The sequence below is a fragment of the Polaribacter sp. SA4-12 genome (genome assembly GCF_002163675.1).
Taxonomy (GTDB): domain Bacteria; phylum Bacteroidota; class Bacteroidia; order Flavobacteriales; family Flavobacteriaceae; genus Polaribacter.
In genome coordinates this window covers 477,698-491,768 of the sequence record NZ_CP019334.1, presented here as the reverse complement: position 1 = coordinate 491,768, position 14,071 = coordinate 477,698, and the positions used below count along the sequence as shown (strand labels likewise).

At 29.4% G+C, this 14,071-nt stretch carries 12 protein-coding genes; 3 read left to right on the top strand and 9 right to left on the bottom strand.

The annotated features are described in order from the left end of the window. Positions 1-121 precede the first annotated feature (121 nt). The gene (locus BTO07_RS02240) at positions 122-1,003 is read right to left on the bottom strand and encodes a hypothetical protein (RefSeq protein ID WP_087519681.1); all 882 of its coding nucleotides are present in this window, start codon (positions 1,001-1,003) and stop codon (positions 122-124) included. A 22-nt stretch (positions 1,004-1,025) separates the two neighbouring features. Beyond that, positions 1,026-2,501 carry an IMP dehydrogenase gene (guaB, locus tag BTO07_RS02235; protein ID WP_087519680.1) on the bottom strand — a complete coding sequence of 492 codons (1,476 nt, stop codon included), beginning with the start codon at positions 2,499-2,501 and terminating at the stop codon, positions 1,026-1,028. 674 nt (positions 2,502-3,175) lie between these two features. Here guaB and BTO07_RS02230 point away from each other — a divergent pair. Both BTO07_RS02230 and BTO07_RS02225 read left to right on the top strand, forming a co-directional pair. Continuing rightward, positions 3,176-3,832 carry a DUF5020 family protein gene (locus BTO07_RS02230; protein WP_087519679.1) on the top strand — a complete coding sequence of 219 codons (657 nt, stop codon included), beginning with the start codon at positions 3,176-3,178 and terminating at the stop codon, positions 3,830-3,832. A 15-nt stretch (positions 3,833-3,847) separates the two neighbouring features. Then, complete coding sequence (locus BTO07_RS02225; protein WP_087519678.1) at positions 3,848-5,143, top strand: NCS2 family permease; 1,296 nt, start codon at positions 3,848-3,850, stop codon at positions 5,141-5,143. Between the two features lie 76 nt (positions 5,144-5,219). On the opposite strand, the gene BTO07_RS02220 is transcribed toward BTO07_RS02225, so the two are convergent. The 6 genes from BTO07_RS02220 to BTO07_RS02195 all read right to left on the bottom strand — a co-directional run bounded on the left by BTO07_RS02220 (position 5,220) and on the right by BTO07_RS02195 (position 11,661). After that, positions 5,220-6,452 carry a uracil-xanthine permease family protein gene (locus BTO07_RS02220; RefSeq protein WP_087519677.1) on the bottom strand — a complete coding sequence of 411 codons (1,233 nt, stop codon included), beginning with the start codon at positions 6,450-6,452 and terminating at the stop codon, positions 5,220-5,222. A gap of 281 nt (positions 6,453-6,733) precedes the next feature. Further along, a complete protein-coding gene (locus BTO07_RS02215) occupies positions 6,734-7,225 on the bottom strand; it encodes a hypothetical protein (protein ID WP_087519676.1) in 492 nt (163 codons plus the stop codon). Next, positions 7,225-7,761, bottom strand: coding sequence for an FMN-binding protein (locus BTO07_RS02210; protein ID WP_087519675.1), 537 nt, complete (start codon positions 7,759-7,761; stop codon positions 7,225-7,227). The genes BTO07_RS02215 and BTO07_RS02210 overlap by 1 nt, the downstream gene beginning before the upstream one ends. Before the next feature lie 96 nt (positions 7,762-7,857). Continuing rightward, complete coding sequence (locus tag BTO07_RS02205; RefSeq protein ID WP_087519674.1) at positions 7,858-9,048, bottom strand: porin; 1,191 nt, start codon at positions 9,046-9,048, stop codon at positions 7,858-7,860. Positions 9,049-9,182: 134 nt separating this feature from the next. Next, on the bottom strand, positions 9,183-10,688 hold the full coding sequence (locus tag BTO07_RS02200; protein ID WP_087519673.1) for a bifunctional metallophosphatase/5'-nucleotidase: 1,506 nt from the start codon (positions 10,686-10,688) through the stop codon (positions 9,183-9,185). Between the two features lie 115 nt (positions 10,689-10,803). Beyond that, complete coding sequence (locus BTO07_RS02195) at positions 10,804-11,661, bottom strand: hydroxymethylglutaryl-CoA lyase (RefSeq protein WP_087519672.1); 858 nt, start codon at positions 11,659-11,661, stop codon at positions 10,804-10,806. 84 nt (positions 11,662-11,745) lie between these two features. On the opposite strand from BTO07_RS02195, the gene BTO07_RS02190 reads away from it, so the two are divergent. Beyond that, entirely contained in the window at positions 11,746-12,930 is a 1,185-nt protein-coding gene (locus BTO07_RS02190) for an MFS transporter (protein ID WP_087519671.1), read from the top strand. 55 nt (positions 12,931-12,985) lie between these two features. Here the strand turns inward: BTO07_RS02190 and BTO07_RS02185 are convergent, their stop codons facing one another. Continuing rightward, positions 12,986-14,053, bottom strand: a complete 1,068-nt coding sequence (locus BTO07_RS02185) for a methyltransferase (protein WP_087519670.1) — start codon at positions 14,051-14,053, stop codon at positions 12,986-12,988. Between the last annotated feature and the right edge of the window lie 18 nt (positions 14,054-14,071).

Below are 14,071 nucleotides of genomic sequence, written 5' to 3'. Positions count from 1 at the left end.
TAGATAAATAAATTCTATCAGTTAAATATTAATAAGCTCTTTTTTTATAAAAAGAGCTTATTTTTTTATTACTATTTAGAAGAAAACTGTTTTATTTCTTATATGTAATTCTATATTAATTTTAACTTACTCCTATTTCGTTAATTACATCTGTTGATGGATTCTTCTGTTCCTTTATATCGTAATAAATAAACACTGTAACTACTAATGTTACTATATACAAAACGAACTTAATCAAGTTGGATATAATTAATAAAATCAGATAAATTGGGTCTTTATAAATATTAAAAAGTTCATTAGGATCTTCACCTAATAAGTCACTACCTAGAGAACCTCCTGAATATAAACTCACAGGAAAATCCACAAAAAAACCGATAATTCCAATAATTATTTGAACAACTAATAAGATTCCAAAAGTTTCTAACCAATGACCTTTTATAAAATTAAAAGAATCACCTATAGAATCCATAACGCCTTTATTCTGAAAAATAAGTAAACACATCGATAATGATAAAACAATACCTAGATATATTCCTGGTAAAAAACAAAATAATAACCCAAAAAATACAATAATACCGTTTAGAATAAATAATCCTACATAAGCTCCAAATTTATCTTTGGTTAAAGCACTTACTTCTTCAAAATTTACAACACCATTATTTGAAATATATGATTTGATATATGATAACGCAGAAACCGAGATTAATGCATAGGCAATTAAATAAGAGAAGATAAATCCGAAAACTGGAAGAATTAACTCTGAAAAATTAAAATCAAACACATTATCAACATTAGCTGTTTCTGCTATTCCTCCAAATACCTGAGTAGATGAAATTAAATAATAAATCATTATACAAATAGCAATTAAAACAGGAATAATTGCTGTTTTAAAAATAGTGTAAAAGAATGGTTTCCATTCAACACTAAGAAACTTAAAAGCGTCAGAAAGCATTGTTCCTAAATCTCTTTTTTTCTTAAATTGTATAAAGTTTTGATCGTTCATTTCTTAGGGATGTTTAAATAAATTATCTTCTACTGTAATTAGGTGATTCTTTAGTAATTACAACATCATGAGGATGACTTTCATTAATACCACTTGCAGTGATTCTTATAAACCTACCTGTTTCTTTTAATGTTTCAACATCTTTTGCTCCACAATATCCCATTCCTGCACGTAAACCTCCAATAAATTGGTGAATACTTTCAGATAATTCACCTTTATAAGGAACACGACCTACAATTCCTTCTGGAACTAATTTTTTAAGATCATCTTCTACATCTTGAAAGTATCTGTCTTTAGAACCTTGTTTCATAGCTTCTACAGATCCCATACCTCTATAAGACTTAAATTTTCTTCCTTCGTAAATAATAGTTTCTCCTGGAGATTCTTTTGTTCCTGCTAATAAAGAACCTAGCATTACACAATCTGCACCAGCAGCAATTGCTTTAGGAATATCTCCTGTATAACGAATTCCTCCATCTGCAATCACAGGAACTCCACTTCCTTTTATCGCTGCAGCAACTTCTAAAACTGCAGAAAACTGAGGAAAACCAACTCCTGCAACAATTCTTGTTGTACAAATAGAACCTGGACCAATACCAACTTTTACAGCATCTGCACCAGCTTCAACTAAATATTTAGCAGCTTCACCTGTTGCAATATTACCTACAACAACATCTAATTCTGGAAACTTAGCTTTAACGGCTTTTAAAACAGTTACTACACCTTTTGTATGTCCATGAGCGGTATCAATAATAACTGCATCTACACCAGATTTCACTAACGCTTCTGCTCTCTCTACTGCATCTGCAGTAACACCTAAAGCAGCTGCAACTCTTAATCTTCCAAAAGAATCTTTATTTGCAATTGGTTTTTGAGTTACTTTAGTAATATCTCTAAAAGTAATTAACCCTTTTAATTTATAATTTTCATCAACAATTAAAAGTTTCTCAATTTTATAATTTTGAAGAATTTTTTCTGCATCATTTAAAGAAGTTCCAACTGCTGCAGTAACTAGGTTTTCGCTAGTCATTACATCTACAATTGGTTTATCATTATCATGCTCAAAACGTAAATCTCTATTGGTAACAATTCCTTTTAAAATTCCATTGTCATCAACAATAGGAATTCCTCCAATACCATGTTCTTTCATATTTGCTTTCGCATCAAAAACAACAGCAGTTAAAGGCAAAGTAACTGGGTCTAAAATCATTCCGCTTTCAGCACGTTTTACTTTTCTAACTTCTTTTGCTTGTTGCTCAATAGTCATGTTTTTATGTAAAACACCAATACCTCCTTCTCTAGCAATAGCAATTGCTAAAGCAGATTCTGTAACAGTATCCATTGCAGCTGATGCAATTGGTACGTTAATCGTTATGTTTTTAGTAAATTTTGTTTGAATGCTTACTTCTCTTGGAAGTACTTCGGAAAAGGCTGGGACTAATAATACGTCGTCATATGTTAATCCTTCTCCTAAAATTTTGTTGTCGTGTGCTGTCATGTTGCAATTAAGGTATAATTGCGTGCAAATTTACAAATAATATATGAACTATTAGCTATATATATCCCCTGTTATATTTTAATAACAATTTGTTTACGTTCAAAAATAGCTGCATTTCATTAAAAATCAGAATACCATACTTTTATTCGAACTAAACTTCATCAGGTTTATTTTAGATTGATTAAAATTAAGAATTATAAATCAATCTAAAATAAAAACGAACAAAATTGTACTTCAATAATATCTATTTAAACTTACTTATACCACAATAAGAAAAATCAATAAGTAATATATTTATATTTTATATAATAATATTATAAATTAATTAGAAAGAAATTTAAAAATTTACAAAACAGGTTTTCATCCTCACATTTTATAATCTAAAACACTGAATGTAAATAATTTAATTATTTTATTTAATGATTAAAATTCTCTTCATAAGAAAATGTTCTTTTGGATTATTTTGAGTGATATTTAGATAAAAAAAAATAAAACTTATTAACATTTTGTTTTATTTAGCTTCTTAAGTTAGTAAAAAGCCTTTTCAATGCCTAATTTATAAGTGATTAATATTAAATTTTTATTGTAAATATATTGTTCATAATTGAAATACGTAAAAAAGACTATTTTCTGCGTTTTAGGGTAAGTTTGGGGCTTAATTTTAACTTAATATAATGAAAAAATTTATTCCCCTTTTTGCTTTTTTTACGGTTATCACTTTAAGTGCTCAAAATTTTCAAGGTCACTATGATTTAGATCGTGAACATGTTACTTTAACTTTCGAAATGTTTAAGCCAGATAAGTACGGAAATATTTACACTTTTACTGATTTTGATTTTAATGGAGATAATGGAATTAGTCAAGCATATTTTGAAATTGCGCGTGTTTTAAAAACTGAAAAAATGCCAGTTGGTTTACACGTTGAATACAATGGTGGATTAGGAAATTTTAAAATTGGTGAATCTTTAAATGGTTACACAATAAATAGCGCTTGGATTTTTGGAGCTAATTATGGAAAATCAAATGCCGTTTGGGGATTTTCAACGTATGCTGGTTACAAAACTTTTAAAGGTACAAGTAAAGGAAATTACCAAGCAACAGGAACTTGGTATTGGAATATTATTGCTGACAAATTAACTTTTTCTGGTTTTGCAGATCTATGGTCTGAAAATGGATTAAGTGAGAAAACTATATTCTTATCAGAACCTCAATTATGGTATCATTTAAATAAATCTTTTTCTGTAGGAGGTGAACTTGAATTGTCAAATAATTTTGCAGGTAGTGATACATTTAAAGGAAGACCTACTTTAGGCGTTAAGTGGAACCTATAATTAAATAACTAAAAGATGTTAGATAAATATTTTAAAATCACCGAAAATAAATCAACCTTAAGAACTGAGATTATTGCGGGTATCACTACGTTTATGACAATGGTGTATATTTTAGCTGTAAATCCAAGTATTTTAAGTGCGGCAGGTATGGATAAAGATGCTGTTTTTACCGCAACTGCATTGTCTGCTATAATTGCAACATTAGTAATGGCTTTGGTAGCTAAATTGCCTTTTGCATTAGCACCGGGAATGGGGCTGAACGCATTTTTTGCATTCACTGTCGTTTTAGGAATGGGTTATACTTGGGAATTTGCTTTAACAGCTGTATTCTTAGAAGGAATTGTATTCTTATTATTAACAGCATTTAATATTCGTGAACTTATCGTAAATTCTATTCCTTTGAATTTAAAACACGCAGTATCTGTTGGTATTGGGTTATTTATTGCTTTTATAGGTTTAAAAGGAACTGGTGTAGTTGTTGATAATTCTGCAACATTAGTAACTTTAGGTAATATGAAAAATCCTGCAGTTTGGGTTGGATTAGCTGGTGTTTTAATTATTGGCGTTTTATTAGTAAAAAAAGTTAAAGGAGCAATTTTAATCGGAATTTTATCTTCTACAATTATAGGTCTAATTGTTGGAGTTACTGTAATTCCAGAAGATTTTACATTTGTTAGCTTACCTCCATCAATAGAGCCTATCTTTTTTAAGTTTGATTTTTCTCAGGTATTTACAATAGATATGTTAATTGTATTATTCACATTCTTATTTGTTGATATGTTTGATACAGTTGGAACCTTAGTAGGTGTATCTTCTAAATCGGGAATGTTAGATGAACAAGGAAGAGTACCTAGAGTAAAGCAAGCATTATTTGCCGATTCTATTGGTACATTTGTAGGTGCTATTTTAGGAACTTCAACCGTAACAACGTATGTAGAAAGTGCTGCAGGTGTTGCTGAAGGTGGAAAAACGGGTATGACAGCTTTAACAGTTGCAATTATGTTTGCGCTTTCATTATTTTTTGCACCTGTGTTTATGATTATTCCTGCTGCTGCAACAGCTCCAGCTTTAATAATTGTTGGTTTAATGATGATCACTCCTATTACAAAAATTGATTTGGATGATTATACTGAAGCGATTCCTGCATTTTTCACTATTATTATGATGCCTTTAACGTATAGTATTGCGGAAGGAATTGTATTTGGTATGTTATCTTTTGTACTATTAAAATTATTTACAGGAAGATATAAAGAAATAAAACCTATTATGTATGTAATTGCAGTATTATTTATAATTAAGTTTATGATGTAATTCTAAACATTTTATATAAAAAAAAGCCTTTTTGAATGATTCAAAAAGGCTTTTTTTTATATGAACTAAATTGTATTTATTCTTCGTGACTTCCTTTTATTGGTGTTGATTTGTTTGGTAAAATTAAGTTTAATATTACACCTACAATTGAAGCTAATCCAATTCCTGCTAAAGAAAAATTACCATAAGAAATTTCAGCTCCTCCAATACCAATGGTTAAAATAATAGAAACAATTACTTGATTTCTAGTTTTACCAAAATCTGTTTTAGCATCTACCAATGTTTTAATTCCAATACTCGCAATCATACCAAATAAAAGTAGCATAATTCCTCCTAAAACAGCTTGTGGAATCGTTTTTAATATTGCGCTTACCTTTCCTACTAATGAAAATACTATTGCCGTTACAGCAGCAATTCGCAACACACGAGGATCCACAATTTTAGTTAAAGCAACAGCTCCAGTTACTTCAGAATAAGTAGTGTTTGGAGGTCCTCCAAAAAAACCTGCAAAAGCGGTAGCAACACCATCACCTAATAATGTTCTATGCAATCCCGGGTCTTTTACAAACTTTTTGTTTGCTACTCCACCGATAGCGTACATATCACCAATATGTTCAATAATTGGAGCTACAGCAACGGGAATCATATAAATGATGGCTCCCCAATTAAATTCGGGTCTTGTAAATTTTGGTAGTACAAACCAAGCAGCTTCATTAACGGATGAAAAATCAACAAGCCCAGAAATTATAGAAATAATGTAACCAACAACAATTCCAATAAAAATTGGAATTAGTTTTACAAGTCCTTTTGAGTATACAACAATAACAATAGCTGTAATTAATACAGAAAGTGCAATAAGCCAGTTTGTTTTAGCCATATTAACTCCAACAGGAGCTAGAGATAATCCAATAATCATAATTACAGGACCAACTACTATAGAAGGAAATATTTTTTCAATAACTCGTAATCCCCAAAGCTTGATAATTGCTGATACAATTCCATATACCAAACCAACAGCAATTAAACCACCTAAAGTTCCGGCATAACCATATAATTTAGTAGCAGCTATAATAGGTGCAATAAAAGCAAAACTACTTCCTAAAAATACAGGAACTTTCCCTTTTGTAATTAAATGAAAAATTAGTGTTCCAACACCTGCTGTAAATAAAGCAACAGACGGGTCAATATCTATTAAAAGTGGTACTAAAACAGTTGCTCCAAAGGCAACAAATAAAAATTGAATTCCAACAAGAGTTCTCTTGATGGGGTTGTCTAAATTAATGGTTTCTTGTTCTTCCGTTTTTTGCATTATGAGGGTTTTAAATAATTTTTAAAAGTAATCATAAAAATCAAATTAAAGAAATAGAATTTATAAGATAAGAACAGATTTTAGGAAGTAATATTACTAGATAAAAATGGAATTTCACCAAGTATGATCGAATAAAATAACTCTTAAGAAATTAAAATTGTAGAAAGAATTAATAGCCTATTATTTATGGTCTAAGTTTATCCTTATTAGATGCAAGCACTCAATTACTTGCTAAGTATTTGTTGTAATAAAAGAATATTTAACGTGATTAGCATTAAAACTTAATTAGCTTTTTTTAATGCTTGTTTTAAAATGATGAAAATTGAAGCTGTATAGGTTGCTGTCATTAAGAAACCAGAAATCATAATTACATACTTCATAAAGTGTAAATCTTTCCAAAGTAAGTAAATACCTCCAAAGGTAAAAACTAGAGAGAAGAAAGGTTCTATCATTAAAAATAATTTCAATTTTTGAGGAATATCTGTTGTAGCTATAAGTAATGCAACCATAAAAAAGATTACTGATAGCGATAAAATATGACTGTGAACTGTCGTCATAATTTCTCCTTCAGACTTCTTAAACATCATTTTTGTGGCATTTTCATCCTCTTCATTACCTAAATAACGTTGCTCAATTCCTATAGGATTTGCATTTGTAGTAGATCTTACAAACGAAATTCCGCTATAAAAACCAATACTTAATGTACAAATGAAAGCAACAATAAGTAATTTTATTTCTTTTGGAAATTGATAAATAAGTCCTTTTAAAACCATTATAGTATTTTGTTTGTATGTAAAATATCCAAATCTAATAAAAATGAATTTACAGCTTTGGTCATAGAAAGTGCAGAAATTGTTGCTCCAGAAATTGGAATAATATCTTTTTCGTATTGTAATGTATCCGAAGAAGATTTTCCTATAAATTGTTTTAACCAACGTTTACTGCCTATTTCTCCACCATAATCTTCTCTATATACTAACACCTTGGTTTTAGCTATAATTAGATTCTTGTCTAATAAAATTAGATAATCAAATTCATCTGTTTTACTAGCAGCTTTATCTACAAAAGCGTAACCAATTAACTGTGAGTTACTTTCAATTTTAAAAAGATGATCATTTCCAATTCTTTTTGGCAATAGATTATTTATAGAATCTTCAATTTTTATTAACTTAAATTCAAAATCAGTAACCTCAAAAACGCTTTTTACTTCCTTATTAACTTTCTTTAAAAGCTTTGTTGGTAACGTAAAAGAAAACAATAGAAAGCTTAGCCCTATTATTGATAAAGAAAAAAATCTTTTTAATATCATATTGCAAAAATAATTAGAATTAATCTAAATAAAAAGAAAAGCCAATTCAAATTAAAAATTTGAACTGACTTCACTACATTTAATAAAATATATTTTTTAGAACCATACTCCGATTCCTAAGTTTAATTGGTTTACTGTAGAACCACCAACAACTGCATTGTTCTTAAATTGATAATCTCCCTTAACAACTGCACCTGGAGCAATTTTATAACTTAAACCTACTGTCCATTCTTGTCTGTCATAGCTTAAATCTTTAGCTAAACTACCATCAACTGAAGCATGTGTATCAAAATCTTCAAATCTTACAAAACCGAATAATTGTTGTCTTTTATTTTGTGGTAATAAATTATATGCAGCTTCTAAATAATATCCTTTTAAAGCGCTTCCTAATTTAGAACCAGTAGCATTATTATATGCTTCTGTATCCGTTAAACTACCATGAATAAATTGACCTCTTGCAGTAAAACGTTGGTATGCATAACGTGCATCTAAACCAATCATAGCAAGACCTACATCTGCTCCATCAATATCTTCTACATCAGCAGGAGATTGAGTTCTTCCAAAATAACCAGACAATCCTAAACGTAAACCTGGTAAACCATAATAATCTAATTTTCCAGAGAAATTAAGATTGTTCATTGTAGATTTTGCTCCTTTTTGTCTTCCTCCTCTTAAACCATTACTTCCGCCAATTTTTCCTCCGGTAATATTTCCTTCACCATCTGAAGTTGTTGAAGAAAATCCGTTAAAAATATAAGCTTGGTAACGTAATGAAGCTTCATTATATCTACCAGAAACTCCAACTCCTAATTCTCTCCAAGTTGTTGGTATAATAGAACCATCGATACTTGGTCTTTCTACTCCGTTAAAAGTTGTTGGCTCATGATATTCATTGATAATTCCCATTGGAACTAACATTAAACCAGCTCTTAAATTTACATTATCGCTTACAGAATACTGTAAAAATGCTTGTTCTACATATACTTCTTTTACGTGCTCAAACTCTACTTCTGTAATAAACTGTGTTCTATCGTCAAATTTATAACCAAATAATAAAACCAAACGTTGCACATCTAATTCAGCATTTTGACCTTCTTTTCTGTTGTAAGTTAATTCTCCATAACCTCCAACTGTAACACCTTTTGTGTTTATATTTCCATTTAAAATACGTTGCGCAGTATTTACTTGGTTGTTAGGGTTGTTAATTGAATCTTTTTGTGTGTTGTTTTGTGCTGAAAAACTTAAAGTTGTGGCTACAGCAATTGCAAAAGTAAAAAACGCTTTCATTTTATTTAGATTGATTATAAACAATTTGTTAATTTTCGTGCAAATATACAATTGATATTTACATATGCAATTCTTATTTAGATTTAATTTAAATAAAAATTAACAAATAACTTTTTACAATTCAATAAAAAAACTTATAATGATTTTAAATAAGCAACTACAGCCTTTCTAATATCGTGAGAAATTTCTGTTTCTTTAGGTTGATAGACAGAAAGCACATCTTTATTATCTATTGTTAAAAAAGGAATATCAAAACCTTTTAATAAATAATCAGAAAATGCCACTTTATAATTTTTCTTAGGGTCTAATTCTTTATTATTAATCATCCATTTAGCATCTACTTTTTCAGCATTATAACGATGTAAGTAGGCCCCTGTTCCTTTTGCTAAAACACCATAATCTAAAACTCTTTTTAATAGTATTCCTTTAATTTCAACCTTTAAAATATCACCTCCATAAGGCAAAACTCTAAAAATATCTACAGCAGTAATATTACCACTTAATTGATCATCAATTCTAATAGAACCACCATTTACCAAAGCACAATCTACTTTATCATCATACCCAAAAGACATTGCTTTTGTAATGATCTGTCCTAAATTTGTTTGTCTACTTCTAATTGGTGTATCCCTTCCATCTAAAGGAGTATTAGCTACAAAAATAACTTCTTCTGGATTTTCAATAACATTTTTAATCTTAGAAGATAATATTGTTTGCCATTTATTTACAATTTTAGCAACTTTTTCATCAGATTTTATGGTAGCATTTATTTCTTTTAATTCTGATTTTACAATCGCTTTTTTGGTGATTTTATCATAAGAAATTCTATGCACATACACCGTTTTTGCATTTGCATCTGCTTTAGAAATAATTACGGTTCCTATTGTATCTAGGGAGTTTGTGTGTTCATGACCTCCCATTATTAATGGTAAATCAGGAATTAACTTTGCAATTCTTTTATCATTTGCAAGTTTAACATGTGTTAATCCAAAAACAACATCTACAGAATCTTTTAAAGCTGCATAAGAAGCTCTAGCCTTTACAAACATGTTTCCATATTCTACAAATTCTTTTGGATTAGAAGGAATACAAACACTTATAAAACCAATTTTAACTTTTGTACCATCTTTATCAATAAAATCTTTTACAAAGGTCTCTCCTACTGAATGTTTTACACCATCTACTTCTTTATAAAAAGGAATTGAAGCTTCTTTTGTTTTTAGTTTTACGTTTGCAGAAATCCAAGGAAAATTACTTTCATTTAAACGTTTTTGAAGATCTTTTTCTGAAACATCAAACTCATGGTTACCAAAAGCTACTAAATCGAAATTCATAGCATTCATTACTTCTACCATTTGCTTTCCACGTACTCTTTCTCCATCAACTTTTATGGTTCCTAATAAAGAAGGATTCAAAAAATCGCCAGCTAAAAAGAGCATTGTATTTGGATTTTCTTCTAACAATTCTTTATGAACAGTTTCTACTCTTGCCATTCCTCCGAATTCTCCACCTTGAATTGGTGCAATTTCATAAACATCATTCAATTGTAAAAATGTGAAGTCAATTTTGTTATCGTCTTTATTACAAGATGATAAAAATAGAATTGATAATAAATAGAATACTGATTTTGTGAATTTCATTTTGATTCAATTATAATTTATAATGAGAGATAAGAATAACCTTTCGATTGAGCTCAAGGTAATTTTTCAATTTGAAAAAAAATTGAGACTTTATTTTTAATATGATTTTGAAACTTTATATAAAAACCTCTAAAGCTTTATTATATGCACTTTCAAAACTCATTGGTTTTACACCTGTATCAGCTTTATGTACTGTAAAATAACTTAGTAATTTTTCTGTAGGCATATTACCTGTCAATTCATCTTTTGCCATTGGACAACCACCATAACCTTTAATTGCACCATCAAAACGATTACAACCTGCTCTAAAAGCTGCATCCACTTTTTCGTGCCATTTATCTGGAGTTGTATGCAAATGTGCACCAAATTCGATATCCTTATAATGAGAAATTAAATTCGAAAATAAATAATCAATTACTTCTGGTGTAGAACTACCAACTGTATCTGAAAGTGATAAAATTTTCACTCCCATTTTAGACAATTTTTCTGTCCACTCACCTACTATTTCAACATTCCAAGGATCTCCATAAGGATTTCCAAATCCCATAGATAAATAAGCAACCACTTCTTTATTTGTTTTATCAGCTATATTTAAAATTGCATCTAAAGTTTCTATGGATTCTTCTATTGTTTTATGCGTGTTACGCATTTGAAAGTTTTCCGAAATTGAAAAAGGATATCCTAAATAATCAATTTCTTCAAATTGAGAAGCGTCATTTGCGCCTCTTACATTCGCTATAATTGCTAATAATTTACTTGTTGTTCTAGATAAATCTAATTTTGATAAAACAGCAGCAGTATCTCGCATTTGCGGAATTGCTTTTGGAGAAACAAAACTGCCAAAATCAATGGTATCAAACCCCACTTTTAATAAAGAGTTTATGTACAATGCTTTTTTCTCTGTAGAAATAAAATGAGATTTTATTCCTTGCATTGCATCACGTGGGCATTCTATGATTTTTACTTTTTTCATCAATATCAAAGATAGAAATTCTAATGAAGTGGCAAAACATTTTTAATTGATTATTGTATCCTTTTTGGTACTTTCGTTTTTTGTATGAGCAAATCAAAAATCATTCTTCCTGTAATTATTATTTCTCAGTTTTGTTGCACCTCTTTATGGTTTGCAGGAAATGGAGTTATGAGCGATTTAGTAACCAATTATAATTTAGAAGAAAGTGCTTTAGGGCATTTAACTTCTGCGGTTCAATTTGGTTTTATAATTGGTACACTTTTATTTGCTTTATTTACAATTGCAGATCGATTTCCACCTTCTAAAGTATTCTTTTTAAGCGCATTATTTGGCGCTATTTTTAACGCAAGTTTAATTATAGAAAACCAAACCTTATTCAGTTTAATCAGTTTACGTTTTTTAACAGGATTTTTCTTGGCAGGAATTTATCCTGTAGGAATGAAAATTGCAACCGATTATTATCAAAAAGGATTAGGGAAATCTTTAGGTTTTTTAGTGGGCGCTTTAGTTTTAGGAACTGCTCTACCTCATTTATTAAAAGATATGATGCATGCATATTCTTGGAAAACGATACTAACATCAATTTCTATTCTAGCTGCTTTTGGAGGATTCATAATGTATGTTTTTGTGCCAAATGGACCTTTTAGAAAAGCAGGAAAAAAACTTGATTTTACCATTTGTTTCTCCATTTTTAAAACTACCAATTTTAGAAAAGCTGCTTTTGGTTATTTTGGACACATGTGGGAATTGTATACTTTTTGGACTTTTGTACCTATTCTTTTAAAAATCTATCAAAATTCACATTCTGACATTCATTTTAATATTCCTTTATTATCATTCTTTATTATTGCAATAGGAAGTATCGCTTGTATTATTGGAGGTTATTTATCAGAAAAATATGGCCCAAAAAGAATTGCTTTTTTAGCCTTACTATTCTCTTGTGCTTGCTGCATAATTTCTCCTTTAATGTTTAAATTAACAAATGAAAACTTATTTATTGCTTTTTTACTTTTTTGGGGAATGGTAGTTATTGCAGATTCTCCCTTATTTTCCACTTTAGTGGCTCAAAATGTTGAAGCTAAAAACAAAGGAACTGCACTGACTATTGTTAATTCTATTGGTTTTGCAATAACAATTATTAGTATTCAGTTAATCAGTAATCTTATTGATACTACAGATTCTAATTTCGTTTATTTACTCTTAGCAATTGGTCCTATAATAGGTTTAATTGCTTTTTCTAAAAAGTCTTTTACACAAAAAACGGCATAAAAAAACACCTAAATAATTCAGGTATTCTTTATGTTATTTTTAAAAGTGGTGTATTTTATTTCTTAACTAAAACCCAAAGTTCTACTTCTTCAATTCCACGCCAATTTTGATCTCTTTTTGTTTTATCAGAAGCCTTTTTTACCGTTTTCTTCAAACACTTTTCTAGTTTAAAACGAACTCCTTTTGCAAGTTCTTTTTCTATAGGATGTTCTTTAGAAGTTTTTGTTATTTGTGCTAAATTAGAGAATAAGATCACCAATTTTCCATCTTTAGACAATCTGTTATTTGCTTCTGCAAAAAACTTAGGAAATAAGTTTTTATTGTAATAAATAGCTTCGTCAATATTTTCTAAATTAGAAACTGCTGGCAACCAAGGTGGATTAAAAACAATCAATTCTACTTCTTTTTCTATTGTAGCAAAAAGATTCCCGTGATTTAATTCGATTTTACGAGATAACTTTGTGTCTCCCATAAATTCTTTTAAACCAACAATTGCATTCGGATTTGTATCTGTACCAAACACTTTCTGAAAACCATGTTGTATCATCTGAAAAGAAAGTACACCACTACCAATACCAACATCGATTGCAGATTTTTTAGCACCTTCATAACGTTTTAACCAATTATCGAACAATATTAAATGATCGAAACGAGTTGGAAAATACGTACCATAATATGGATGAATTTTATTTCTTAATACGGGCACTGAAATTCCGTTCTTATACCATTGCCAAGCACTATTTAATCCTTGAACTTGCGAAAAGGTTAAAAAGAATTGATCATTTTCTGGATATAATATTTTTATCCAACCAATTTTAGGTGCTTTTTTAAGAGCAACTTCAAAATCTGTAATTTCTACTAAAATTTGATTAGACAGTTTATGATATTCTCCTCTAAACTCACGTTGTTCAGAAAACGTTTTGTTGGGCAATCTATTTTTTAAATGTTTATGCAACTCTTTTAAAAGTAACATTCCGTTGTTATAAAATTCAGTAATTACAACAGTTGCACCGCCTTTCATTGCATAGATCGTTTCTCTTACATCTGTAGAACGATCAAATTTTATTATTTTTTCACCAGGAATAATTGGTGTTGGTTTGTTTATTTGTATATCTGAATTCATCAATTAACGTTTCATTAT